This is a genomic window from Micromonospora sp. NBC_01655, assembly GCF_026339755.1.
GTDB lineage: Bacteria > Actinomycetota > Actinomycetes > Mycobacteriales > Micromonosporaceae > Micromonospora.
Genome location: NZ_JAPEQF010000001.1, coordinates 259,241 through 283,777 on the forward strand (window position 1 = coordinate 259,241; position 24,537 = coordinate 283,777).

The following is a 24,537-nucleotide window of genomic DNA, read 5'->3' on the forward strand; positions in this document are numbered from 1 at the left end:
CGTGCGACTGACCTACAGCCCCGAGGGTGAGACCACCCAGAGCTGGCCCATCAACCTGGGGCGGCTGCGTGTGGCCGAGTGCGAGGCCATCGAGCGCCGCACCGGCCTCGCCTACGGCACCGAGTTCAAGGAGGCGTTGCTCAAGGGCGCCACGACCGCCCGGCGGGCGCTGCTGTGGACCCTGCTCCGCCGCGAGCACCCGCGCACCCGCTACGAGGACGTCGACTTTTTCGACGACGAACTGGTGTTGGAGTTCGACGTCGCCGAGCTGCGGGAGATGCGCGCGGGCGCCGAGGCGGAACCCGGCATCGACGAGCAGCGGCGGGCGATGGCGCTGGCCGCGATCGACGCCGAGATCCGCACCGCCGAGCAGCGCGCCGCCGATGACGTCGACCAGGTCGACGTCACCACGCTGGGCGAGGTGCCGGGGAGCGAGTTCCTGCCGGGAAAAGCGCCGTCCGCGAGCTAGCCGATCGGTACTGGCTGGCCATCGCGGAGGCCCTGCACATCCCTCCGGCGCAGCTCGACGAGCTGACCCACGACCAGCTGCGCGCCGCCGTCGAGCGCGTCGACGAGCTCAACCGCCAGGCCGCCGAGCAGTCCGGCGCCCAGTAGATCGGGGGTGGTGACGTGTCCGACACGTCGCTGGTGTTCAACGCGGTCGGCAGGGACAAGGGCGTCAACTCCTTGTTGCAGCGGACCGCGCAGAACGTGCGGTCGGTCAACCTGTCCGGCGCGGCGTCGACGGTGGCGCTGGGCGGGGCCATGGCGTCGGCCGCCGGGTACGCCGTAGCGCTCGGGTCGTCGGCCCTGGGTGCGGTCGGGGCGATCGGGCTGCTGCCCGGCGTGATCGCCGCGACCGCCGCCACGGTGCTGGCCGCAAAGGCCGTCACGTTCGGGCTGGGCGATGCCTGGTCGGCGACCGGGAAGGCGGCGACCGGTGGGGGCGGCGCCGCGGCGGGGGCCGGCCGGCGGGTGGCCATGGCACAGCGGCAGGTCGAGTCGGCGACCCGGGCCCTGGCTGATGCGCAGCGCGACGCCCTGGTGGCCCAGGCCGCGGTGACCCGCGCCCGGGAGGAGGAGACCGAGCGGCTGTCGGACCTGTCCCGGTCCGTCGTCGGCGCGAAGCTCGACGAGGAAGCCGCGATGCAGGCCGTCACCCGGGCCGAGCGGGAGCTGGCCGCGGCCCGGATGTCCGGCAACGTCGACGACATCATCGCCGCCGACCTGGCGTACCGGCAGAGCCAACACACGCTCGATGAGGTCCGCGACCGGGTCGACGACCTGGGCAAGGAGCAGGCCGACGGGGCGAAGAAGGGTGTCGAGGGCAGCGACGCCGTGCAGGACGCGCTACAGCGGCAGCGCGACGCCCAGCAGGCCGTGACCGACGCCGCGCAGCGCCTCGCCGACGCGCAGGCCGCGGTTGGTGAGGCGTCCGCCGGCGCGGCGTCCGGCGGCATCGACCCGGCCGCTGAGGCCCTCGCCCGGCTGTCGCCGGCGGGCCGCGACGTGATCCGGACACTCCGTTCCCTGGCCCCGGCGTGGCAGGACGCCGCCCGCGGTGGCCAGCAGGCCGCGCTACGCGGTGTCGCCGGTGACCTGCGGGCCCTGTCCGGCATCTACCTGCCCGGCGTGACGACCTGGCTGCGGCGCATGGGCGGCGGCTTCAACCTCGCCATCCGCGAGTCCCTCGGGCTGTTTAAGACGCAGTCGGCCGCGGCCGACGTCGGCCGCGTCCTGGACTCCACCGCCCTGACCGTGCACCGGCTCGCCGCCGCGGTCCGGCCGGTGCTCAACGGCCTGTTGCAGTGGGCGACCATCGGTGCCAGCTTCTTGCCCGGCTTCGCCAGCAACGTGGGCAGCGTCGCGCAGCGGTTCGAACGCTGGTCGACCGCGGCCCGGGAGTCCGGCCGGATGCGCCAGTGGATCGCCGGCGCTCTCGGCGTGCTGTCCCAGCTGGGTGCCATCGCCCGCGACGTCGGCATGTCGGTGGTCGCCATCTTCCGCGCCGGCGGTGACGGCGGGGCGTTCCTCACCAACCTGCAACGGGGTGCCGCGCTGCTGCGCGCCTGGACGGAGTCGGCCGAGGGTCAGGAGCGCATCCGGGCCGTGTTCGCCAGCCTGCGCAACATCATCGGCGGTATCGCCGGCGCGTTCGCCCAGGCCGACAGCCCCCGGTCGGCGTTCGTCGACGGGCTCAACGTCGCCGGTCCGGTGCTCAAGTTTGCCGCCGACCACACCGACCTGCTGGCCAAGGCGCTGCCGTTCCTCGCCGCCGGGTTCGTGATCAGCCGTGTGGCCCAGGTCGGCGCGAACGTGGCCGCGGTCGCGTCGCTGCCGCTCAAGGCCGCCGAGGTGGCCGCGAACTGGGGCATGAGGTCCGCCATCAAGGCGCAGACCGCCGCGCTGGTCGAGAACACCGCCGTAGCTCGCGGCGCGGCGGCCGCCAGCCGGGCCAACACTGCGGCGAGCGTCGCCGGCGAGATGGCCGCCAAGCGGTCCGTTGCGGCGTGGGTGGCCCAGAAGTTCGCCCTGCTCGGTGCCCGGATAGCGACGATCTGGCAGACCGTCGCCCAGTGGGCGCTGAACATCGCGCAGATGGCCAGCCCGACCACGTGGATCATCCTGGCCATCGTGGCGTTGATCGCCGTCATTGTCCTGATCGCTACGAAAACGACGTGGTTTCAGGACGCGTGGAAAGCGTCATGGAAGTGGATCAAGGCTGCGGCGGCCGCGGTCGGCGACTGGTTCGTGAACACCCTCTACCGCAGGTGGATCTTGGGTGCGTACAACGGGATCATCAACGGCGGTAAGGCGTTCCTGAACTGGTACTTCTCGCTGCCGGGCCGGCTGATTCGGGCTCTGGTCAACATCTCCCGCATCATCTCCTCGCCGTTCCGCGCCGCCTTTAACGCGATTGCGCGCCTGTGGAACAACACCGTTGGCAGGCTGCGGTTTCAGGCGCCCAGCTGGGTGCCTGGTATCGGCGGGAAGGGGTTCAACATGCCCCAGCTGCCGATGCTGGCCAAGGGCGGCACCGCCACCCGGGCCGGTCTCGCCATCGTCGGTGAGGAAGGGCCCGAGGTCGTGCACCTGGGCGCCGGCGCGTCGGTTATCCCCCTGCCCACCGGCGGCACTGGCGGCGGCCGCGGCGCTGGCGGCGGCGTGGCCGGTGGTGAGGTGCGCGTCATCGTCGTGGGCGGCGACCGCGACGCTGTCGCGTACCTGCGCCGCCTGTTCGGACAGTACGGATTCGGAGGGGTGTGATGGTGTACCCGACCACCGGGCTGCCCGTCGTCGTCGAGATCGCCCCGGGCGCCCAGCTGACCGCCGACCCGGGCACCTGGCCATGGGCCGACGTGACCGGCGATTGGCGCTACGCCGGCGGGATCACCATCGAGGAGGGCCGCGGCGACTGGGGCCAGAGCGTCGACGCGGGCAGCTGCTCGCTCACCTTCGACAACACCTCAGGTGACTTCTCGCAGTACAACCCGGCGGGCCGCTGGTATGGGCTGCTCGGGCGAGACACCCCGCTGCGGGTCCGGATCCGCCGCGGGCTCGACGAGTTCGGGCGGACCAGCCCCGCCGGGTGGGGCACCTCCGACAACGGGCCGGGCTGGTCGCACGCGGGCGGCCCGGCCGATCAGTTCCCCGCGGCCGGCGGCCGGGGCCTGCACCGGCACGTCACCATCGGCGGTATCCGCCGGTCGCTGCTCGACGTCGACCTGGTCGACGTGGAGCAGCTCGTTGACGTCGACGTGCCGGTGGCGGCCGCCGGCGCCTCGGTGGTCACCGGCACCGTGCACCGGGTCAACTCCAGCGGCTACTACTGGCTGCGCGCCGAGTTCAACCCGGGCGGCACCATGACCGTGAAGATCACCCGATACGACACCGCCGGCGGCGGCACGTTCACCGACGTGGCCGCGCTCAGCCCGGTGCCGGGCCTGACCTACACCGCCGGCGTGCCGATGCGGGTACGGGCCAGCGTGGTGGCCGACCGGCTGGCCATCAAGGTCTGGGCGGCCGCGGCCACGGAGCCGCCGGCGTGGACGCTCACCGCGACCGACGCCGTCCTGCGCGGCGCGGGTAAGGCCGGGCTCGACTCGTGGGTGGTCACCGGCAACACCAACCCCACACCGGTGCTGGTCCGGCACAGCCGCTACCGGCTCGACGTTGACGTGTGCGGCGGGTACGTGCCGGCGTGGGTGCCGCGGTGGGGCGACAAGGCGGGCAAAGACCGGTACGTGCAGGTCACCGCCCGGGGCACCCTGTACCGGGTGCAGCCGGGCACCGGTACGCCGCCGAAGCGGTCGGCGTTGCGCCGGTCCATTGCCGCCCAGGCCGTCGCGTACTGGCCGATGGAAGAGGGCGCGTCGGCCACCGTCGCCGGGTCGGCGTTCGCCGGGCATTCCCCGCTGTCGATCAGCACCGGCGGCCTGTCGTTCGCGGCGGTCACCGACATGTTGTCGGGTGCCGCGACGATGCCCGGCACCGGCCGGCTGGCTAACCTCGCCGGCGGCGCCCAGTTGGCCGCGCCTGTGCCGGCCGCCGTCACTGCGGCGACCGCGGCGCGCTGGTCACTCGGTGCGGTGTTGCAGATGTACGACACGTCGAAGATCACCGGCAGTTTCGTGATCCTGGAGGCCGAGACACCCGGCGGCACGTTCGTGCGGTGGCAGGCGATCTACCGCCCGTCGCCGTTCGGCTTGACCGTGCTGGCCTACAACGCCGCCGGTACGGCGACGCAGGTCTTCACCCCGGTTGGTGTGCCCACGTCCGCGTACTTCGCATCCCTGTCGGTGTGGCAGTCGGCCCCCGGCACCATCTCGGTCGGCTGGCGCTACATCAACGCGACGGCAGGCTATGAGCTGCTCGGGACGGTGTCGGGCACCCTCGCCGGTGTTACCCGCGTCGGCGTCAACACTTCGGGCGCCTCGTCGACTCTGGCACTGCCGTACGGACACCTGGGTGTCTTCACGCAGACGCCCGTACCCGCCGGCCTCTACAACTACTGGGTCGACGGGTACGACCTGCCCAGCGGCACCAGCGGTGGGTCCACTGCCAGCGGCACCGACGGGTACCGGGCCGAGCCGGCGCACGAGCGGTTGCGGCGCTTCTGCGCCGAGGACGGCATACCGCTGGCCATCCCGGCCGTCAACGTCGGTGGTGCCGCCCGCATGTCCGCCCAGCCGGTCGAATCGGCACTGGTGCTGTACCAGCAGTGCGAAGACGTCGACGGCGGGGTGTTGTACGAACGTCCGTTCGGGCTGGCCTACCAGCCCCGCGACGCCCGGTACAACCAGGCGCCCGCGCTGGTGCTCAACGGTGCCGGTGACCTGGCCGACGCGCCCCAACCCGACCCGGACAACCAGGGATACCGCAATCGTTGGACGGTCAACCGCGTGGACGGGGCCAGCGCGGTGGCCGAGGCACCGGACGTCACCAGCGGGGCCGCCCTGGTCTACGAAGAGTCGGCCGAGGTCGCCGTAGCCTACGACTCCCAGGTGGCACAGGTCGCCGGATGGCGCCTGCATCTGTCGGCTACCTCGGGCCTGCGCTGGCCGAAGCTCTCCATGAACCTGGCCGCCCGGCCGGGCCTGATCGACGCGTGGCTCAACTGCCGGATCGGCTCACGCATCCAGGGCGTCAACCCGCCGGCCGACGTCGCCGGGCAGCTGATCGACGTACTGCTGGAAGGTCACACCACGCAGCTGGGCTACAAGGACTTCGACGTGTCGGTCACGTGCTCGCCGGCGGCCCCGTGGGATGTGGCCGTGGTCGACGCCGACCAGCGCGTGCCAGCCGACGGGTCGACCCTCGCCGGCGCCCTGGCCGCCACCGGCGCCGCGACGCTGTCCCTGGCCTCGACCGCCGCGAACGGCACATGGACCACCGACCCAGTCGACATGCCCCTTGACGTGCGGGTCGGTGGAGAGCGCATCCGGCTGTCCACGATCACCGGCACCACCAGCCCGCAGCTCGCCACCATCGCCGCCCGCGGACTCAACGGCATCCAACTGGCCTGGCCGGCCGGCACCGCCGTTGACGTGTGGGAACCGGCCACCCTGTCGCTGTAGGAGGACTCATGGCTGTGCGCTCGACCCACTGGAAATCCGGCATGAGGCTCACGCCGGCCCGGCTGGGTGAGGAGGAGTGCGGGGAACTATCCGTCAGCTTCACCACCCTGGCGACCTACAGCCAGGCCGTCACGTTCGCCGAGGCGTTCAGGAGCCCGCCGAACGTGGTGTGCAACATCATGTCCGGGGCGAACGTGACCGCCCGATACGACATTCGCGCCTACAACGTGACCGCGACCGGGTTCTGGCTCTGGGCTCAGCTCATGGACGCCGGCTCCGCCGCTCAGACCTGGTCAGGCGTCACGATCACGTGGGTGGCTAAGACCTGACGGCCCACCTCTGACCCATCCCCCTGAACCACCCGCCGCCGGAACCCCTGCGGGCTCGCCCGGCGTCGTCATCGTCGTTTCGTTTCTTCTGACCCCTGCCCCCTCAGCCCGTCGGCGACCGCCGACGGGCTTCTTCATGCCCAAGGAGCAACATGCCTCTGTCCCAGAACGGTTGGAAGGCCGGCAGCCCCGAGCAGATCGGTGGACTCGACACGTCAAAGGTCGCCGGCGTCGCGTTCCCCCAGGGCGTGCGCCGCGGCCCCGTCGCCACCGTGCTGCACTTCCTGGCCTACCAGCTGCACACCCGCGTCGAGCCGCTCCACCCCGGGTGGTGCTGGGGCTACCACTACAAGCAGATCGAGGGATCCGACGACCTGAGCAACCACGCCAGCGGCACGGCGGTGGACTTCAACGCGCCCGAGCACCCGATGGGCAAGCGCAACACGTTCTCGCCGGCGCAGCGCGCCGAAATCCGCAAGATCCTGGCCGAGCTGGACGGCGTCGTGCGGTGGGGCGGCGACTACACCGGCCGCCCCGACGACATGCACTTTGAGATCGTCGGCAGCGTCGCCCAGGTGGAGCGGCTCGCCGCCCGCCTCGCCGGCAAGCCGACGCCGACCCAGCCAAGCAAGCCGGCCCGCCCGGCACCCGGCCCGGAGATCACCTACCCGCTGCCGAAGCGGTACTTCTTCGGCCCCGAGTCCGGCGGCGACCAGTCCGTCAGCGGCTTCCACGGCCGACGGTTCGCCGGCCACACCGATCGGTACTGGCTCCAGACGTGGGCCAACCAGCTGCGCCGGCGCGGCTGGTCCATCGGCCAGGGCCGCCGCTACCTGACCCGGGCCGGCAACGACGGACGGTTCGGCACCGAGTACAACCAGCTGGTGCGCGCGTTCCAACGCGACCAGGGGTTGCAGGTCGACGGCGAGCTTGGCCCGCGCACCTGGCAGGCCGCCTACCGGAACCCGATCCGGTGAGCGGCGCCGACCCCGCGGTGATCTCCGCGGTGGTCGGTGGGGTCGCTGCACTGCTCGGGCCGCCGATCGCCTTCTTCCTGGCCCGGCGGCAGAACCGCGCAACCGCGGAACTCACCGAGGCCCAGGCCGAAGAGTTCCGCACAAAGGTATGGACATCGCTCCAGACCAGCCTGACCGCCCACAACGAGCTGCTGCGCAAGGAACTCGACGGCGTCCGGGCCCGCCTGGCCGTCGTTGAAGCCAGCCTGATCGAGAAGTCCGCCCAGCTGCGCGCCACCGAGCTGGAGCGCGACCGGCTGCGCGAGGAACGCGCCGCGCTGTCCGCCGAGGTGGCCGAACTGCGCGCCCAACTGGCCGCCTGCCGATCCTGCACCGTCCACCCCGCACCGACTGGAGGTACCCACCCGTGAACCCGACCCAGACCCGCCACCCGTGGCGGGCAACCGTCCGCACCGCGTTCGCCGTCACCGTGGCGCTGCTGACCCTGCTCCCGGTCGCCGCGGCCGCCGGCGGCGTCGACACCGTGCCCGCCGTCGCGCAGCTGCTCGCCGTCGCCGCCGCGGTGACCCGCGTCCTGGCGCTCCCGGCCGTCGACGAGTTCCTGCGCGCGTTCCTGCCGTGGCTCGCCGCAGCGCCGGCCGCACCGCTGGCACCGGACCGCGACGACTTCACCGCCCCCAGGTAAGCCGGCGGCTTCCTGGTCAGGCGCCGACCAGCATGCGAAGCGGCTCCGGTCTCCCGTGAGGGGAGCCCGGAGCCGCTTCGACGTTGTGGAGTCCCTGTCAGAGGTTGTCGGCCGTGCAGGTCACCACGGCGAACTCGCCTGAAGAGGCGTTCTCCTTAACGACCTTGCCATCGACCGTGATCTTGCACGCAATCTTGCCGGAGCCCTTCGACTGTGCCACGACCGTGGGGATGATGATCGCCTCCTTGGAGGTCAGCTCCTTCTTCCACGGCAGCTTTGCGCCGTTGTCCTGGGACTGGTCGGTCCCGATCCCATAGGTGACATCCGCCGACTTCGGGCCCGTCACCTCCAGCACGATCGACTTGCCACCCGTCTTCGCGGTCTCAGCCTTATCCTGCGCGCCGGGCCCGGCGGTATCGCTCTCGCCAGAGCCACACGCAAGGACGGTCGCCGCCAGCAGGCTAAACCCAAGAATGGTGAGTTTCGTACGCAAAACTGAAATCTCCTTCAAATTGAACACACCCGATCGAAGGGGGACGGGCATGGAGGCACGACGATAGGGTGAGCAGAGAGGCAACGAAACAACACTGTCGGTCAGCCGATAGTGGGAAGGCCTCATCTCGGTACGGCCGTGCCACCGGCTGCGACGAACGTCGGCGAACCAGCTCGGGATCGCCGGACGGGTCCACCGATCAGACACCCACTCCCATCTCGTCGGCCAGGCGCTGAAGGTCCAGGCTCATCGTCGGCGCGCGGCGCAGAAGGGTGGCCAGCAGCTCGTGACCCAGCGGCCGGTGGCGGACCTCCGCCGGTGCCACCCGATCAGCGCTCACCACCGCTTGGCCAGCGGTGGCCACGTCACCCGCCTGCATGAACCCGTTCGCCGCGTCGAGCAGGTAGGCCGCCCGGCGCTCCGGCGGTAGCCGCCGGAAGGCGGTGCCTTCGACGAGCCGCTGATGCGCGGCCGGATCGAGTGCGGCGCCCTCACCGAGGTCGACCGTTGTCGCCACACGGGCCAGCTGGACGGCGGTCGGGCCGAAACTTGTCCAGTAGTGGTCGTGCCCGTCGCCGACGACCGCCGCGGCCTCGTCGGCCTGGTCGATCAGCTCGGCGACGCAGCCGGCGTACCCGAGGGCGGCAGCGCCTCGCGCGGCCACGATGAGCAGCGTCCCGTAGATCGACAGATGGGCCGCCGGGGCGTCGAGCGGCCGGGGCAGGGCGATCTGGTGGGCCAGCGCGATGCTGACCTCCATCGCGTGCCGGGACTGCCCTTGCCCAAGCAGCGCGTACCCGAGCTGGACGGCGCACATTGCGGTCAGGATCTGATCGTCAGCGTCCTGGCTGGCGGCCATGGCCCGGTCCGCCGCCAGCCAGGCCAGGTCCGCCGCTCCCACCTTGCGCATCACGGCCGAGGTGACCTGGTACGCCTCGGCCAGGCGGTCCGCCGCGGCCGCGCACCGGTTGGCCGTCCGGACCTGTTGGGCGTCGGTCACCAGCCGCGGCAGCGACCGGACCAGGTCGGCGTACCGCGCGTGCTGGTAGGCCAGCCACGCATGATCGACGGCCTTGCCCAGGCTGGCGAGAGTGGGCGTTGCCTGGCCGCGCGCGAGCTGCACCGGTCCCCAGCGGGTCAGGGCGCCTCGGGCCTCGTCGATACTGACCCGGTCCAGCAGCCCGTTGCCCACCTCCTCCCCGGCGTTCCTGCCGAGCAGCAGCCGCAGGTCGATCTGGAGCCCGTCGGCGATGGCCTGGAGGCTGGACACCTTGTCCAGAGAGCGGACACCGCGCTCGACCTTGTCGACCCAGCTCGAGCTGCTGCTGCGTCATCTTCCGCCGGCTGCGCCAGTACGCGACCCGGCGGCCTATGGGCAGATCATCCACGGTGCGCGCTCACCGGCCCGCCGTCATCCGGGCGACCACCCTCGCCGCGTTGGCTGTCGCCCACGGCCAGCACCGCTTCCGGGTGCCGCAGCGCGGGCAGCGCCCGTCGCGCTGCCGGTGCAGCTCCAGATCCCGCTGCCACCACGGCGCAGCCGGCGCGTCGACGCTCACCGGTTCGCCGCGTCGTAGAGCGCCTCGACCTGGACCAGCAGCTCCAGGCACCACGGGTGCAGGCACCTCGGCGCCAGCCGGCAGTCGAGGCCGTGGCCGCGCACCCGCACCCACCCGGGGACGCCGGTCGGCTCTCCGCCGACGTTCATCACCCGCAGGTCGATCGACGTGGTGCCGAGCTGGTCGGCGTGGGTGGCCCACTCGCCGGCGCGCAGGGACAGCCGGGTACCGGCCGGGATCTCGATCATCGCCACGACGCCACCAGGGCCCGGTACTGGTGCGGCTCGTGCACGGCCAGGTTGACCAGGGCGCGGCCCCAGTCCAGGTGCGTGCACCCCTCGGGGGTGCACCACTGGCAGGCGCGGTCGTCGTGGCCTGAGACGATGAGGCGGGCGACGGCGAGCACCTCGGCAGGGTCAAGGCCGGCAAGTACGTTCGTCGTCCCGTAGCCGGTGCGCTGGCCGAGGGTTCGCGGCCCGGCCTCCAGCACCGCCGGGAGGATGACGGTCGGCTCGCAGTGCCAGGGGGTGGCGCGGAGCCGCTGCGCCTGGTCCAGGATGCGCTGCCGCGCGGCGCCCTGGTCGGCGTCATCCCACGCCCGCGCAGGCCGCGGGTCGGGCGGCGGGAGTGGGTCACGGTGTGCCAGCCATCGCACGATCGCGCGCAGCTCGGACCAGATCGCCACCACGGTTGCCTCCCTGTCCGGTGGGAGGGTGGCGACGGCAGCTCGCACAAATCGCGTGATTGGAAGGACCACCGCCGCCACCCGGGGGACCGTTCGGTCTGGACGGGGGGCCGGACCGAACGACTACGACCGACCGTAGGCAGGCAGATACGCGGTCGGGTGCGGCGCGCCGTCCTACTCGGGCGGAAGCCGGTCCGGACGAGTAGGACGCCACGTCCTACTGGCGTCCTACCGGGGCACGCCGACCCGGTCGGCGAGTGCGATCAGGCCAGGCAGGCGCTGCCGGGACCGGCGGGGCAGCAGCTCTTCGATGATCACGCGCGCCAGGGTCTGATGGTCGAGCACCTCGGGGGCGATCCGGTCGACGCGGCGCAGGGTGTCGACGGCGTCCTGGCTGCGCCAGTCGGCGGTCTGCGCCCACGCGACGTTCAGCAGGTATCTGGCGTGCATCGCGGTGGGCACCCGGTTCGGGTGCTCGACCCGCTCGGCCAGGCGGATAGCCGCTCGGGGCCGGTCGGCCGTAACCGCGACGTCGACGGCCTTCATCGCTGCCACGGTCACGCCGAACGCGCCACCGACGTAGCGGGTCGGCCCATCGCTGCCGAGCCGAGCGGCGGCGGCCTGGACCAGGCCGAGCAGTTCGGTGGCCTCACCGTGCCGCCCCGACCGGGCCACCGCCGTGCACCCGTAGCGCAGCAGCTCACCCCACACCGCGACGTGATCGGCGGTGGCCCGCGACAGCCGGGGCTCGATCGCGGCGGCGGTGGACATGGCCACGTGCTCCGACTCGGCCCAGAGGCCCTGCCGGGACAGCACCCATGCCCGGGTGGCCTGCTGGGCGGCGTGGAGCAGTTCGTCGCCGGCAGCCTCGGCGGCCCGGTCCGCAGCGGCCAGGGCGAGATGGGCGAGATCCTCGTGCGCCAGGTGGGCCAGCAGGCTGCCCGTCAGCTGCATCACCCCCGCCAGCAAGGTCGACGCGGCTGCCTGGTCACGGGGTGCTGCTGCGGCGGCCAGGGCGCGGGCCTGGGTGATCCGATCGGGCAGCTGCCGGGCGAGGTGGGCGTACTGGCCGGCCCAGTACGTCTGCCAGAGATCGACGACGGCCGCCCGCATCTCGTCGAGGGACGGCGGCTCGGCGGTGGTGGTGGGCGTGAGTCCGAGGATTGCTCGTCGCAGGGCGCCCAGCTCGCCGTCCTCAGCACCGGCGGCCAGGCCGCGGGGCTTGTCGAGGAGGTCGGCCAGGGTCACGTCCAGGGCGGCGGCGAGCCGGGCGATCGAGTCCAGGCCGGCGTGCTGTCGCTGTCCCTGCTCCAGTTTGCGGATCAGGTCGACGCTGACGCCGGCGGCCGACGCGAGGCCGGCCTGTGTCATGTGGCGGCGGCCGCGCTGGGCGCGTAGCTGTCGGCCGAGGGCGCTGATGGCCATGGCGCATCCTTCCCAGGTAGCGGTCTGGGTGGCGGCCCGCCGACCGCTACAACCGGCGGGCCTGCCATAGGCGACGATACCGGCGATCGAGTGATCCAGCGTTGGACCGCGCCCACGGCCAGTAACCGCCGCGCCCGCTTCGAGTGCACACGTGTACACGTGTCCACGTGTGGACCTCCCGTCGCCGCACCATACCGTGCCGTCCATGATCGACCCCCGTTCTGGGGCCCCGGCCTGGCGACAGTTGGCCGACGACCTGCGTGAGCGCATCCGGCAGGGCGAGTATCCGCCCGGCGCGGCGCTGCCGTCCGAGGCGCACCTGGTCCAGGCGTACGGCCTGGGACGCACGACGGTGCGCCGCGCGATCGCGGCCCTGCGAGCCGATGGCGCCGTGGTCGTGAGACACGGCTACCCCACCCGGGTGCCGGAGCCGATCGAGCCGGAGGAGATCACGGCCGAGTCCGGATCCCGCGTTTCGACGCGCATGCCGACCCCCGACGAGCGGGCCGAGTTCGGCATGCCGGACGGCGTGCCAATGCTGGTGGTCACCCCTCCGGACGGGTTGCCGATGGCGTACCCGGGCCATCAGTACGCCGTCCTGATTGAGTGATTCGACCTTATTGGCCGCTATCTTTCAGGTTTCATGTTTTGATGCTTCATTCGGCAATTTGCAATGGAGCAGTTGTGACAGGCTTGCGTCTTGACCGATTCCGGTCTATGCAACTTGCACACTGTCCGTAGCCGCCGGAGGTATGGCCAGGCGCAATCGGACATCAATTGATCACCAGGAGTCACGCTTACCATATGGGATTCCCGCACGTAAACCCCGTGGAAGCCCCACAGCGCAGGTTCTGGCATATGGCCTACCGGGCGGCTTAGAACGGGTGTTTCATCGGTGGTTCCCAGTACGGCAGGCACGCCAAGGAGTAACCCGTTGCGACCCCTCCCCGCACCGATCAGCACCCTCGCGTCACACCCTCGTCCGGCCGGCGTGGGGCTCATCCTCGCCGCCGCTGCTGCTGTCTACTTCGGATGGGCGTTGCCGGCCGCACTGCGGCGGACCGCTCGGGAGTCCAGGTGGCAGGGGTACCTCGACTGCCTGGTGGACCAGCAGGGCGCTGACAATGTGGCCGCATCGGATGGCCGCAGTAGCCACGGATGACGGCGTGTGCCAGGGTGGGCGAGGTGGGGCGTGAGCTGCGGCCGGCACGCCCCGGCATAAGCTTCCGCGCATCTGAAAATCGGAAGGTCGGCGGTTCGACCCCGCCCCTGGCCACATAGCCTTTCGCCGGGCTACAGAGGTCCCCACCTGCGGAAACGCCGGTGGGGACCTTGCTATTGGTACCCCCGGCGCATCAATCGCCGTGGCCTCTGGTTGACCGCTCTTGACCCTTGATCACCGTCGTTCGTTGCACGCCGCTTGCGAGTCCAAGCCTTCTGATGGTCCTCGGGCAGTCCAGGGCGCTAGCGTGCCGTATGCCCGTTATTGATCTGGATGTGCCACCGCGCAGCTCGCCGCCTCTGCGACGCCCGCACCCTCGGTTTGTCATTGCAGCCGGCGTGATGCTGGGCCTTGGCTTTCTCACCGGCGAGCCGGCGGGACGACCCTTGCGGGTTGATCCGGTGTCGGTTTGCGGGCCTCCTACGGTTGAAGCAGATAACACGGCGGCTCCCACAGCTTTTGGGTCGAGCGTCGAGCTCACCATCGATTCTCAGACCGGCTGTATCGTTTCGGTGCGGTGCCACACTCCTCAGCTGCTCGCTGACCCGGAGCGTTGCGTACGGGCCGCGCGCCCGCTCTCCCCGCTGCTGCCATCCCGTCTGCCGCCGACCCACACACCGTCGGGTCACCTCACTGACCCAGGCTGACGCGCGGGGCGGGGCGTGGGGTCCGGGCCGGTTGATTTTCCGCCCCGCCGCCGGAGGCGGGCGGGGCGGCGGCTCCGCAGGAGCCGTTTACCACGCCCCGGCCCGCGCCGCGCGGAGCGCCTTGACGATCTGGCCTTTCACGACCTGCGGCACACCGGGCAGACCTCGCCGCGCAGACCGGCGCGACCCTGGCCGACCTGATGAAGCGACTCGGGCACTCGTCCATGGCTGCGGCCCGCCGGTACCTACACGCCGTCGATGGGCGTGACCGGCCCCTGGCCCGCTCGGCTCTGCCTGGGACTCATGGGGGAGATGGCGACCCGCGCAACCATCGACTACCGCACCGTCCGGACGGGCCTCCCCCCGTCTCTGTCGAAGATCCCCGCCCGGAGGGCAATAGCTCTTGCAGTCCGCCAACTGTCCCGTCCGGCCGAACCTGGCACCTTCCGTGGTCAGCCCGCTTCCGAGCCTCGATCGGCAACGATGGGCGGCATGGCTCGGCGGATGAAACTGAAGACGTGCAACGAGACCTACCCGGGGGAGGCAAGGTGACTCAGCGCTCGCAGCACCAGCGGGGCCGGTGCCCCGTCTGTAAACGCCTCGTAGCCCTCACCGCTGACGGAAGAGTTGCGCGGCACAACGGCACCATTCGTGCCTACGCCCCGCCGGAGGAGTGCCCCGGGGGTGGACAGCGAGCGGAAGCCACGGGGTCATGATCAACAGCGCGGCCCTGCGTAGATGCCAAGTCAGTCCGGACAGGTGCCACGGTGGTGCCGACTACAGCCGGACGGTGCCAGGTTCGTCCGGACGGGACACCAACGCGGCCGGCCGGCCCGGCCGATGCCGGCCGGAGGTCGCCAGCAGGCCGGGGCCGGAACCGGCGCGGCCCGCTTGCGGGCCGCCGCTCGACCGGAGGACAGGCGTGGCGACCGACGACATGAAGGTTCCGTGAACCCAGCCACCGGACGCATCCGTGCTCCCCATAGACGCGCTTTCTACACGCGTGTCAGGCGCAACTGATCCACGGCACTACGCCACGACAAGGCCCCAGGAGGCCCAGATGACAGCTTCGACTCGCACGCGCAAGGTATGGCGACCGGTCCTGATCAGCGCCCTGGCCCTGGCAGGAATGGCCACCACCGCGACGCCGGCAAGCGCCGCCACCACCAACCGCACCGGACTCTGCAACAAGGCGACCTACTCGGCGACCCTGGAGTTCCCCTCGCGTGGCGGGTTCTCCAGCTATCTGGTCACGCAGGGCAAGTGTTGGAGCATCACGCTCGCCGCCGGCAGCACTGAGCCTGTCTACGTGTATGCCCACGGGAACGGCGCGAAGGTCTTCCTCGGCTCGCGGACGATCAAGACGGGCGAGCACAACGTGTTCCGGACCTACGGCACGATCTTCTCGCCCTCCTACAGCTTCTCGCACTAGCTGACGGCCGCAATCGCCCCGCGCGCCCTTTGGGAAGGGCGCGCGGGGCCAGGGCGAATCGCGTAGCCGGGCGGTGCAGGTGCCCTGGTGCTCGATGACGCTGTGCCCCACGCTCTCCAGCTTCCACGATGGGCGGGTCGAGCCGGTCATCTCGGCGCGATAGTCGCGCGCTTCCAACTGCTCGCGCCGCCCGATCATCCGGCATCCGGCTACGGACGCCCGTTTCACCCGTATCGTGCCCACGTTCACCGCCCTGTCGCGTCCGCAGGTGGATCGGGACTGTCCGCAATCCGGACGCGCCCTGTCCGATTCAGGGCAAGCAGGAAGCTGCACGCTGGGGCATCAGCCGGTATGGTCCGGACCTATGGGACAGGAGATGGCCGGACCTGCGGGCGTCCGGCAGGACGTCGGGCGGTACTCGCTGCGCAGCAGTCTCCTCGTCCCTTCCTCCGCCGAACAGGCCTTCGCCGTGTTCACCGGGGCGCTGGCCGACTGGTGGGTCCGGGAGTACACCTGGTCCGGCCCGGCGGCGCTGGCGGAGCTGGGCATCGAACCGCGCGCCGGCGGCATGCTCTACGAGATCGGCCCGTACGGCTTCCGGAGCGACTGGGGCCGGGTGCTCACCTGGGACCCGCCCCGGCGGCTGGTGTTCACCTGGCAGATCGGCCCGGACCGGGTGCCGGTCCCCGACCCGGCGCGGGCCAGCGAGGTGGAGGTGCTGTTCCTGCCGGAGGGGTCGGAGCGGACCCGGGTGGAGGTCGAGCACCGGCACTTCGACCGGCACGGCGAGGCCGCCGAGGGATACCGGCAGGCGCTCACCGCGGGCTGGCACGAGTTGCTCGCCCGCTACCTGGCCTCGGTCACCCAGCCCTGACCCGACAGGCGACCGCACGGTCAGTGGGGGAGTTGGTGGGGTCGGGTGGGGGGTAGGCGCTGGCCGCCCAGGTCGGCGCGGCGGCCGGCTGCGGCACCCGAGCCGAAACCGGTGCCGGCGAGCCGGCGCGGCGCGGCGGCGCGCAGCCGGGGGTAGGCCTCGGCCACCCGGCGCTGGACCCGGTCCGAGCGGTCGGCCAGCACGAGCGCGACCGAGGGCCCGCCGGAGTCGGCGACCGCCCCGGCCTCCGCCTCGACCAGCCGCGTGCCGACCACCTGGGCGAAGCCGGCGAGCCAGGAGCGCCGGAACGCGGCCGGGTGCTCCCCCACCGGGACGACCGCCCCGGCCAGCCCGTGCGCCGCCTGCACCAGCAGCGAGGTGAAGAGCAGGTCGACCCGCTCCAGGTCGCTGGCGAAGCCGAACAGGTGCATCGTGAAGCCGCTGCCGTGCCGGCGACGGACGCAGCGGCAGCGCAGCGGGGCGGCGACGGCGGCGAGCAGGCCGGCCTTGTCCCGGGCGTACGGGGCGACGACCTCGACCAGCCGGTCGCCGACCGGGTCGGTGGCCGGGTCGCGGGCCGCCAGCAGGGCCCGGTCCACGCCGTAGCGGGCGATCAGCTCGGTCGCCTTGGCGGTGAACGCGGCCGACTCCTCCGGCGTGCAGGCCGGGTCCTCGGCCTGCGCCAGCAGCTTGCGCACCTTGGCGAGCATGGCCTCCGACATGCCACCAGAGCTATCACACCGCCCCGGACACCGCGGGGCCGGCGGCGAGATCGATCGACCCGTATCATCGTCGCGTTTGGTGAATCGTCCGGTACGGACGGTCAGTCGACAGTTGGAGGCGCCCATGTCATCCCCGGCCGTCCGCCTGCTGGCCACGACGACGGCAGCGGCGTCGCTGCTCGCCCTCGCGGCCCCCGCCCAGGCGGCCCCCGCGCCCACGAGGCCCGACGCGGGCGCGCCCGTGACGAACCTCGCCGGCACCCTCGCCACCTGCTACGGCGGCGCGGTGCGCTCGTACTTCCAGACCGGGAGCTGGGGTGGGGAGGCCGGCACCTACCGGACCACCAGCCGCTGCGCGGACGTCAACGTCCGCAACGCGAGCAGCTTCGGCACCCAGGCCTGCGTGGTCTTCGTCGACAAGACCAACAGCTGCAACTACTGGACCTATCTCCCGGCGCAGTCCGGGTGGATCACGGTGGCCACCAACGTCCGGGACGGGGTGAACTTCCGGGTCCGCTTCTCCAACCTGCGCTACGAGTACGAGCCGCTGGTCGCGTACCACGCGTTCTGAGCGGCGGCGCCCCGGCGGCCGGTCCCCCCGGACCGGTGCCGGGGCGTCAGGCGCCCCGGCTGCGCAGGGTGGCCACCGTCGAGCCGGCGAGGGTGAGCAGGCAGTCCGGCAGCAGGCCGTCGGCGACCGCCGCACCGAACAGGGCCTCGCCGGTGTCGGCGTCGGCGTTGGCGTACGCGCTGACGAAACGGGCCACCCAGCGGGTGTCGTAGCCGGCCTCGTCGATGCCGGGGAAGTCCAGCGCCGCGCCGCCGGGGGCGGGCACGTCCCCGACCATCGTGGCCGCCAGGCACCAGGCCACCCCGTACGCCCCCGCGAGGCCGGCGCGGTCGACCACCTCGTCGAAGGTGCCCACCACCGCGTCGCCGTCTCCGGCCAGGGCCGAGTGGAGCACGAGGGTCGCGTCGTCCAGCGTCTGCTGCGGTACGTCCGTCACCCGGCGAACTGTACGACGGGTGGTCAACCCGTGACCACCCGAAAGCGCCGACCCGGTCACCCTGCGTGCACATGCGGGACTAGCAGGCGATTGACCGGGATCCACGGCCCCGCCGAACAGCCCGGCACGCTAATGTGCGCAGCGGACCTTCGCCGGAGGAAGGACGACCATGCTCGAATCACACGGCCCGCGCGCCGCCGCTCTGGTGGCCTGCGGGGCGTTGCTCCTCGTCGGTACCGCCTGCGGCGCCGACAAGCCAGAGGAGGCGACCACCACCCAGGTCCGCCTCTACGGCACCGACGGCAACATGACCAATGCGTACGCCGTGGAGCTGAAGGAGCGCGCCGATCTGATCGACGGCATGAAGGGCACCACCCCGCTCACGCCGCTGCCGGACGCCTTCAAGAACCGGCTCCGGTCCGTCGATCCGAAGCTCGGCGACTACCTCTACGCCGGCGAGTCGTACGACGCGGTGATCATCAGCGCGCTGGCCGCGCAGCTCGCCGGCAGCACCGAGCCCGGGGAGATCGCCAAGCAGATCGTCGGCGTGACCAACAACGGCCAGCGTTGCGAGGAGGCGGCGGACTGCCTGCGGCTGGCCCGCGACGGCCAGGACATCGAGTACCGGGGGGTGTCGCTCAACCGGGCCGGGTTCACCGACGCCGGGGAGCCGGCCACGGCCAGCTACGCCACCCTGACCTTCGGGGAGCGCACGCTCGACGACGGCAAGACCGAGTTCGTCGGCGCCGGTGACGACTCGGCGGCGAGCACCAAGAACCCGCCCCGGCCGCGCAAGCAGCGCGGGAAGGTCCCCTCGGCGCCGCTGGTCCTCGGTGGCCTGCTGCCGCGCACCGGCGACCTGGCCCTGTCGTACCCGCCGCTGGCCGCCGGGGTCGCGCTGGCGGTCAAGGAGATCAACAGCGCGGGCGGGGTGCTCGGCGAGCCGGTGGTCTGGCTCGACGGCGACGACGGCACCAACCCGGACGTCGCGAGGGCCACCGTGGCCAAGCACATCCGGGAGGGCGCGCACGTCATCATCGGCGCTGGCGCCTCGGGCATCTCCCGCACCGTGCTGCCGGACGTGGTGGCCGCCGGCCGGGTGCTCTTCTCGCCGTCCAACACCGACGCCGGGCTGACCTCGATGGAGGACAAGGGCCTCTACTTCCGTACCGCCCCGCCGGACAGCCTCCAGGGCCGGGCGCTGGCGGACGTGATCCTCCGCGACGGGCCACACCGGATCGCGCTGGTCGCCCGGAAGGACTCCTACGGCGAGGGTCTCCAGGAGAACGTCCGCGCCGAGCTGGAGCGGGCCGGCATCGGCAGCGACCGGGTGAAGCTGCTGACGTACGAGCCGCCGGCCGACGCGAAGGCCCCGCCGCTGGACTTCACCGCCGGCGCCCGGGAGATCAAGGAGTACGGCGCGGAGGCCGTGCTGATCATCGGCTTCGCCGAGTCCGCGCAGGTGATCCGGGCGCTCGCCGACTCCGGGGTGCAGATCCGGCACTGACCCGACGCGCGACGGCCGCCCCGGCAGACTCGCGGGGGCGGCCGTCGTGTTCTCGGCGCGGGTCCGGCGCGCACCGGGCCGGGCCGGCCGGCGCGCGGTCAGCGGGGCCGGCGGCGGTCCAGGAACTCGGTCATCCGCCGCCGCTTCTCCTCGTCCTCGAAGAGGACCGCCTGACTGACCAGGTCGAGGTGCGGGTGGGCGGCCGGCGGCGCGTCCACGGCCAGTTTGGTCAGCCGCAGCGCCAGGGTGGAGCCCTTGGCGATCTCGTCGAGCAGCCCGTGCGCGGCGGGCAGCAGCTCGGCCGGCTCGTCCACCACCCGGTTGACCAGCCCGATCCGCAGCGCCTCCGCGGCGTCCACCCGGCGACCGGTGAACAGCAACTCCTTCGCCCGGGCCTCGCCGACCAGCGCCGGAAGCCGGTGGGTCGCGCCCGCGCCGGCGAGGATGCCCAACCGCACCTCCGGCTGGCCGAAGACCGCGCGGGCCGTGCACACCCGCAGGTCGCACGCGTACGCCAGCTCGGCGCCGCCGCCCAGCGCCGGCCCGTCGACGGCGGCGACGGTGGGCAACGGCAGCGCCCGGATCCGGGCGAAGGCCGCGGAGTTGATCGCGGCGAGCGCGTCCAGCCGGCCCCGCTCGCGGAGCTGGCCGATGTCCGCCCCACCAGCGAAGATCCCCTCCGCGCCGCCGGTGAGCAGCAGCAGGCGGGGCCGCGCCTCCAGCTCGGCGCAGACGGCGTGCAGCTCGCCGATCAGGTCGGCGTCGATCGCGTTGCGCTTCTCCGGCCGGTCCAACGTCACCACCAGCCGGTCCGGCCGCTCGTCGATCCGTAGCCCGCTCACCGCTTCTCGCCCCCTTCCCAGCGGTAGAAGCCCTGCCCGGACTTCCTGCCCAGCCTGCCGTCGGCGACCATCCGCTCCAGCAGCGGCGGCGGCGCGTACCGGTCCCCGTACGCGGCCTGGAGGGTGCGGGCGATGTCGAGCCGGACGTCCAGCCCGACCAGGTCGGTCAGCTCCAGCGGGCCCACCGGATGCCGGTAGCCGAGCACCATCGCCTTGTCGATGTCGGCCGGCTCGGCCACCCCGTCGGCGACCATCCGGATCGCCTCCAGCCCGAGGGCCACCCCGAGCCGGGAGGTGGCGAAGCCGGGCAGGTCGCGTACGACGACGGGGTCCTTGCCCAGCCGTCCGGCGAGCGCGACGGCCGCCACGGTGGTCTCCTCGGCGGTGGCCGGGCCGACCACGACCTCCAGCAGCGCCATGGCCCAGACGGGGTTGAAGAAGTGCAGCCCGACGAAGTGCTCCGGCCGGTCCAGCCCGGCGGCCAGCTCCCCGATGGAAATGCTGGAGGTGTTGCTGCCCAGCAGCGCGGGGCGCAGCGCGGCGGCCTCCCGCAGGACGGCACGCTTGAGTTCCGCCCGCTCCGGCACGGCCTCCACGACCACGTCGGGCTCGGGCGCGACGGCGCCGAGGGAGGCGACCAGCGTCAGCCGCCCCCGGTTGGCCGCCGCCTCGTCGGCGGCGAGCTTCCCCCGCCGGACGGCCCGCTCCCACAGCTCACCGAGCCGCGCCTCGGCGGCGGTCGCCCGGTCGGGGTCGACCTCGACCAGTTCGACGCGGTATCCCGCGCCGGCCGCCACGTAGGCGATGCCGAGGCCCATCGTGCCGGCCCCGACGACGACAAAACGACTCATCACGTCTCCTCGCTGCGCGCGGCGACGCGCGGGGTCTCCGCCGCGCCGGGCCGCCCGCTCCGCTGGCTCATGGGTGCGACCCTATGCAGCACCGGCATCGGCGGCATGCGTGGGGGCGCGCCGAACCGGGTACTGCGGCCGTCAACCGAGGGAAGGACCGGAACATGAGCCAGGCACCGGAGAGCGGGCAGCACGCGGAGACCGTGGAGACCCGCGGAGACGAGCGGGTCGACCTGCTCCGCGCCGACACCAACAACGACGGCAAGACCGACGTCTGGGTCGTCGACACCGACGGCGACGGCCGGGCTGACCTGTTCCAGTTCGACACCGACGGCGACGGCAAGGTGGACATCACCATGGTCGACATCGACGAGGACGGCACCCCCGACGAGGTGGTCGACGGCGACGGTGGCCTCCCGCCCGAGCCGCTTCCCCCGACCGTCCAGGTCTGAGGCGTGTGGACGGGGTCCCTGTCGAGGCTTCCGGCCCGGCAGGGGCCCCTTCCGCGCACCCGGGCCGCCCGCGCCCCGGTCAGCCGGCCAGCGTCAGGGTCGCCAGGTAGTACGGGGCGTCCCGGTCGTCCACGTCGGTCAGTCGCCACGGGGTGCCCCGGATCAGGTCGGCCAGCTCGGCCACCGAGCAGACCAGGTAGTCGAACCACCCGGTGCCCAGTTCCCGGTACCGCAGCCGCAGTCGTAGCTGGCCGCCGAGCCGGCCGCGGCGCCGGTTGAGTTCGTGGTAGCCGGTGTGCACCGGGTCGGTGGTGCCGTACGGGTCTGTGCCGTGCGCGATGACCTGCGCGCCGGGGCGGGCCAGCGCGGCGAGGGCGGCGAGGAACGCCGGCGCCCGGTCCCGCCCCTCGATCAGCCCAAGGTTGTTGCCGAGCAGCAGGAAGGTGTCGTATCGCCGGCCGTCGGCGACGTGCTCGTCGACCGTGCCGTGCACCAGGTCCCGTACTCCGCGCCGGCGGCACACCCTCAGCGCGCCGAGCGAGGTGTCCAGCCCGGTCACCGGCACCCCGCGCTCCTGGAGCAGCAGCGCGATCCGGCCGCCGCCGATCCCGACGTCCAGCGTCTCGCCCCGGACCCGGTCCACCGCCCGGTGGTCGTACGGCTGCCACTCGGCGGGGCCGGCCAGGTAGTGGGCGGCGGGCGCGCCGTTGATCAGGCCGTCGTCCCGCTCGATGATCTCGATGACGGGTCGGGGCAGCCGCCCGCCGGCCATCGGCCGGGGGCCGATGCCGGTCTGTACGGCGAGCGCGTCGCGCAGCAGCTCGCCGAAGACGTCGCCGATCGTGGGTTCCCCGGTCACGGGGTTCACGCTAACCCCACTGGCGTCACGCCGCGCGGTCGTATCCTTGCGGCGTGACCACCTTGGACCGCCTGGCCGCGGAGAAGTACGTGCTGTTGACCACGTTCCGCAGGGACGGGCGGGCGGTGCCCACCCCGGTGTGGGCCGTCCGCGACGGCGACGCGCTGGCCGCCTGGACCGTCACCGACTCGGGCAAGGTGAAGCGGATCCGGCGCAGCGGCGAGGTGACGGTGGCCCCGTGCGACCTGCGGGGCCGGCCGCACGGCGAGGCGGTTTCCGGCCACGCGACCATCTGCGGCCCGGCGGACACCCGCCGGATCCGCGAGCTGCTGAAGCAGAAGTACCGGCTGGTGGGTCGGCTCAGCCTGCTGGGCAGCCGGCTGCGGCGGGGGGAGCGGGGGACGGTGGGCATCCGGATCAGCCTCGCGGAGTGACCGCCCGGGCCGGACACGGAATCAGGGCGGCGGACCGTGTCCGCCGCCCTGATTCGTACGTCTGTAGAATCCCCGTTGGTCAGTCTCCCTGGCGCTGCTGGGGGATCTGCCCCTGCAGTAGAGCCCGAACCTCCGACTCGCGGTAACGGCGGTGCCCCCCCAGGGTCCGGATGGCGCTGAGCTTGCCTGCCTTCGCCCACCGGGTCACCGTCTTCGGGTCGACACGGAACATCGACGCCACCTCGGCCGGTGTGAGCAGCGGCTCCGGTTCGTGCGTTCGCGATGCCATATCGGTCACTCCTCCACAGGTATAGACATCGGCCGGGGTCCCGCCGGCCGACGCGTCTCCCATGGTCCGGCTAGTCCCCGATGTCCGACATGGGCCGAACGGCCGAAGGTCCCTAGACGGACGGATGAACCATGCCCGATTTATACGACTAATACGCGTCAGAAACCACCTTATTCGGACTCATAATCACTGGTCGTGATGATCCAATTACGAGCGCACCTCGCGTAGGGAGCGCTCCCACGGTGGTTTGTGGCCCCTTGGCCGGCTCTTCGCCCAGGTGGGGCTAGTTGCAGCGCTCCAGGAGCTGGACCGCCCGCCAGCGGGCGACCAACGTGTCGTACGCCGTGGAAGCGTCCTCGGCCTCCCCCTTGGAGAGCCCGGCGAGGCCGGCCGCGACGAGCGCGGGTGAGTCGTCCGCGGCGAGCGTCTCGTCGGACAACAACTGGACGAGGCCGCCGTAGTCCAGCTCCACCGCCGAGCGCGGGTGGAACTCCTCCAGCCACCGGGCGGCCTCCTCGACCGCTTCGGTGATCGGCGCCTCACCGACGGTCTTGCGCAACACCGACAGCGCCCGGGACGATCGGCGGCGGGCCTTGGAGATCTCCGTCCGGTAGCGCAACGCGCGTCGCCCCGGGTGGGTGACCAGGTCCCGCTCCTCGGCGTCGAACAGGACGAACCAGCGCAGCGGCACGCCCCAGGTGGCGATCTGCTCGTGCACCCGGGGGACGCCGTGCTCCAGCACCCGGGCGCCGCTGCGCCAGTCCTCCACCACCGCCTTGGCCTGACCGGCGAGGACCGGCGGCACGAACGCGTCGGCCAGCACCGACGGCACGCCGTCGCGGGCGCTCAGCGCCGCCTCGGCCACCCGGATCCGCAGGTTCCACGGGCAGACCAGCAGGGTGTCGTCGGCCTCCAGGACGTACGCCTCCTCGGGCGGGTCGGGCAGCCGGGTCCAGCCCGCGCCCAGCGCCTCGATGACCGCCGCACGCTGCCGCCCCGGCCCCTCCGACGGGGCCACCGCCCGCCCCTCGGACACGTAGCGCCGCCAGTACGACTGGCGGTCCCGGTCGAAGGCGGTCAGCGGCTCGTACACCCGCAGGTACGAAGCGAAGAGCGACGGCACTGCGCGATCCTCCCACGAGACGGAATCCGGACGCGGGCAGCGCCCC

Annotated in this window: 27 protein-coding genes and 1 tRNA gene; 15 read left to right on the top strand and 13 right to left on the bottom strand. The window is 72.3% G+C overall.

Annotation, left to right across the window (positions count from 1 at the left end; translation table 11 throughout):
• Position 1 precedes the first annotated feature (1 nt).
• The 7 genes from OOK41_RS01345 to OOK41_RS01375 all read left to right on the top strand — a co-directional run bounded on the left by OOK41_RS01345 (position 2) and on the right by OOK41_RS01375 (position 8,068).
• Complete coding sequence (locus OOK41_RS01345; protein WP_266262514.1) at positions 2–469, top strand: hypothetical protein; 468 nt, start codon at positions 2–4, stop codon at positions 467–469.
• Between the two features lie 161 nt (positions 470–630).
• The gene (locus OOK41_RS01350) at positions 631–3,267 is read left to right on the top strand and encodes a hypothetical protein (RefSeq protein ID WP_266262516.1); all 2,637 of its coding nucleotides are present in this window, start codon (positions 631–633) and stop codon (positions 3,265–3,267) included.
• Positions 3,267–6,077, top strand: coding sequence for a hypothetical protein (locus tag OOK41_RS01355; RefSeq protein ID WP_266262517.1), 2,811 nt, complete (start codon positions 3,267–3,269; stop codon positions 6,075–6,077). The genes OOK41_RS01350 and OOK41_RS01355 overlap by 1 nt, the downstream gene beginning before the upstream one ends.
• Before the next feature lie 8 nt (positions 6,078–6,085).
• Positions 6,086–6,406, top strand: coding sequence for an H-type lectin domain-containing protein (locus OOK41_RS01360; protein ID WP_266262518.1), 321 nt, complete (start codon positions 6,086–6,088; stop codon positions 6,404–6,406).
• A 152-nt stretch (positions 6,407–6,558) separates the two neighbouring features.
• On the top strand, positions 6,559–7,383 hold the full coding sequence (locus OOK41_RS01365) for a M15 family metallopeptidase (RefSeq protein ID WP_266262519.1): 825 nt from the start codon (positions 6,559–6,561) through the stop codon (positions 7,381–7,383).
• Entirely contained in the window at positions 7,380–7,793 is a 414-nt protein-coding gene (locus OOK41_RS01370; protein WP_266262520.1) for a hypothetical protein, read from the top strand. Before OOK41_RS01365 ends, OOK41_RS01370 begins: the two co-directional genes overlap by 4 nt.
• The gene (locus OOK41_RS01375; protein WP_266262521.1) at positions 7,790–8,068 is read left to right on the top strand and encodes a hypothetical protein; all 279 of its coding nucleotides are present in this window, start codon (positions 7,790–7,792) and stop codon (positions 8,066–8,068) included. The genes OOK41_RS01370 and OOK41_RS01375 overlap by 4 nt, the downstream gene beginning before the upstream one ends.
• 97 nt (positions 8,069–8,165) lie before the next feature.
• Here OOK41_RS01375 and OOK41_RS01380 read toward each other — a convergent pair whose 3' ends face one another.
• The 6 genes from OOK41_RS01380 to OOK41_RS01405 all read right to left on the bottom strand — a co-directional run bounded on the left by OOK41_RS01380 (position 8,166) and on the right by OOK41_RS01405 (position 12,230).
• Entirely contained in the window at positions 8,166–8,612 is a 447-nt protein-coding gene (locus OOK41_RS01380) for an MmpS family transport accessory protein (RefSeq protein WP_266262523.1), read from the bottom strand.
• Positions 8,613–8,760: 148 nt separating this feature from the next.
• The gene (locus OOK41_RS01385; protein WP_266262524.1) at positions 8,761–9,831 is read right to left on the bottom strand and encodes a transcriptional regulator; all 1,071 of its coding nucleotides are present in this window, start codon (positions 9,829–9,831) and stop codon (positions 8,761–8,763) included.
• 127 nt (positions 9,832–9,958) lie between these two features.
• The gene (locus tag OOK41_RS01390; protein ID WP_266262525.1) at positions 9,959–10,120 is read right to left on the bottom strand and encodes a hypothetical protein; all 162 of its coding nucleotides are present in this window, start codon (positions 10,118–10,120) and stop codon (positions 9,959–9,961) included.
• Positions 10,117–10,368: a hypothetical protein gene (locus OOK41_RS01395; protein ID WP_266262527.1), complete on the bottom strand. Its 252-nt coding sequence runs from the start codon at positions 10,366–10,368 to the stop codon at positions 10,117–10,119. The genes OOK41_RS01390 and OOK41_RS01395 overlap by 4 nt, the downstream gene beginning before the upstream one ends.
• Positions 10,365–10,808 (bottom strand): hypothetical protein, encoded by a 444-nt coding sequence (locus tag OOK41_RS01400; protein ID WP_266262528.1) that lies wholly within the window; start codon positions 10,806–10,808, stop codon positions 10,365–10,367. The genes OOK41_RS01395 and OOK41_RS01400 overlap by 4 nt, the downstream gene beginning before the upstream one ends.
• 225 nt (positions 10,809–11,033) lie before the next feature.
• Positions 11,034–12,230, bottom strand: coding sequence for a helix-turn-helix domain-containing protein (locus tag OOK41_RS01405; RefSeq protein WP_266262529.1), 1,197 nt, complete (start codon positions 12,228–12,230; stop codon positions 11,034–11,036).
• Between the two features lie 244 nt (positions 12,231–12,474).
• On the opposite strand from OOK41_RS01405, the gene OOK41_RS01410 reads away from it, so the two are divergent.
• The 4 genes from OOK41_RS01410 (at position 12,475) to OOK41_RS01425 (ending at position 16,405) form a co-directional block, all read left to right on the top strand.
• On the top strand, positions 12,475–12,840 hold the full coding sequence (locus OOK41_RS01410; protein ID WP_266262530.1) for a GntR family transcriptional regulator: 366 nt from the start codon (positions 12,475–12,477) through the stop codon (positions 12,838–12,840).
• A 579-nt stretch (positions 12,841–13,419) separates the two neighbouring features.
• A tRNA-OTHER gene (locus OOK41_RS01415) sits at positions 13,420–13,506 on the top strand.
• A gap of 1,653 nt (positions 13,507–15,159) precedes the next feature.
• On the top strand, positions 15,160–15,531 hold the full coding sequence (locus OOK41_RS01420; protein WP_266262532.1) for a hypothetical protein: 372 nt from the start codon (positions 15,160–15,162) through the stop codon (positions 15,529–15,531).
• A gap of 364 nt (positions 15,532–15,895) precedes the next feature.
• Entirely contained in the window at positions 15,896–16,405 is a 510-nt protein-coding gene (locus tag OOK41_RS01425) for an SRPBCC family protein (RefSeq protein ID WP_266262534.1), read from the top strand.
• A 20-nt stretch (positions 16,406–16,425) separates the two neighbouring features.
• Here the strand turns inward: OOK41_RS01425 and OOK41_RS01430 are convergent, their stop codons facing one another.
• Positions 16,426–17,127, bottom strand: a complete 702-nt coding sequence (locus OOK41_RS01430) for a DUF2786 domain-containing protein (protein WP_117667934.1) — start codon at positions 17,125–17,127, stop codon at positions 16,426–16,428.
• Positions 17,128–17,251: 124 nt separating this feature from the next.
• Between OOK41_RS01430 and OOK41_RS01435 the strand changes: the two genes are divergently transcribed.
• Complete coding sequence (locus tag OOK41_RS01435; RefSeq protein WP_117667935.1) at positions 17,252–17,698, top strand: hypothetical protein; 447 nt, start codon at positions 17,252–17,254, stop codon at positions 17,696–17,698.
• Positions 17,699–17,744: 46 nt separating this feature from the next.
• Here OOK41_RS01435 and OOK41_RS01440 read toward each other — a convergent pair whose 3' ends face one another.
• Positions 17,745–18,134, bottom strand: a complete 390-nt coding sequence (locus OOK41_RS01440; RefSeq protein ID WP_266262536.1) for a hypothetical protein — start codon at positions 18,132–18,134, stop codon at positions 17,745–17,747.
• 169 nt (positions 18,135–18,303) lie between these two features.
• Here OOK41_RS01440 and OOK41_RS01445 point away from each other — a divergent pair, with 169 nt between their 5' ends.
• The gene (locus tag OOK41_RS01445; protein ID WP_266262538.1) at positions 18,304–19,641 is read left to right on the top strand and encodes an ABC transporter substrate-binding protein; all 1,338 of its coding nucleotides are present in this window, start codon (positions 18,304–18,306) and stop codon (positions 19,639–19,641) included.
• A 98-nt stretch (positions 19,642–19,739) separates the two neighbouring features.
• Here the strand turns inward: OOK41_RS01445 and OOK41_RS01450 are convergent, their stop codons facing one another.
• Positions 19,740–20,483: an enoyl-CoA hydratase/isomerase family protein gene (locus OOK41_RS01450; RefSeq protein ID WP_117667938.1), complete on the bottom strand. Its 744-nt coding sequence runs from the start codon at positions 20,481–20,483 to the stop codon at positions 19,740–19,742.
• Entirely contained in the window at positions 20,480–21,337 is an 858-nt protein-coding gene (locus tag OOK41_RS01455; protein ID WP_117667939.1) for a 3-hydroxyacyl-CoA dehydrogenase family protein, read from the bottom strand. Before OOK41_RS01455 ends, OOK41_RS01450 begins: the two co-directional genes overlap by 4 nt.
• Positions 21,338–21,498: 161 nt before the next feature.
• Here OOK41_RS01455 and OOK41_RS01460 point away from each other — a divergent pair, with 161 nt between their 5' ends.
• Positions 21,499–21,786: a hypothetical protein gene (locus OOK41_RS01460; protein WP_117667940.1), complete on the top strand. Its 288-nt coding sequence runs from the start codon at positions 21,499–21,501 to the stop codon at positions 21,784–21,786.
• A 79-nt stretch (positions 21,787–21,865) separates the two neighbouring features.
• Here the strand turns inward: OOK41_RS01460 and OOK41_RS01465 are convergent, their stop codons facing one another.
• Complete coding sequence (locus OOK41_RS01465) at positions 21,866–22,645, bottom strand: bifunctional 2-polyprenyl-6-hydroxyphenol methylase/3-demethylubiquinol 3-O-methyltransferase UbiG (RefSeq protein WP_266262541.1); 780 nt, start codon at positions 22,643–22,645, stop codon at positions 21,866–21,868.
• 53 nt (positions 22,646–22,698) lie between these two features.
• Here OOK41_RS01465 and OOK41_RS01470 point away from each other — a divergent pair, with 53 nt between their 5' ends.
• On the top strand, positions 22,699–23,079 hold the full coding sequence (locus OOK41_RS01470; protein ID WP_117667941.1) for a PPOX class F420-dependent oxidoreductase: 381 nt from the start codon (positions 22,699–22,701) through the stop codon (positions 23,077–23,079).
• A gap of 79 nt (positions 23,080–23,158) precedes the next feature.
• Here the strand turns inward: OOK41_RS01470 and OOK41_RS01475 are convergent, their stop codons facing one another.
• Positions 23,159–23,368 (bottom strand): BldC family transcriptional regulator, encoded by a 210-nt coding sequence (locus OOK41_RS01475; protein WP_007073996.1) that lies wholly within the window; start codon positions 23,366–23,368, stop codon positions 23,159–23,161.
• Positions 23,369–23,651: 283 nt separating this feature from the next.
• The gene (locus tag OOK41_RS01480) at positions 23,652–24,491 is read right to left on the bottom strand and encodes a hypothetical protein (protein ID WP_117667942.1); all 840 of its coding nucleotides are present in this window, start codon (positions 24,489–24,491) and stop codon (positions 23,652–23,654) included.
• Positions 24,492–24,537: the final 46 nt, after the last annotated feature.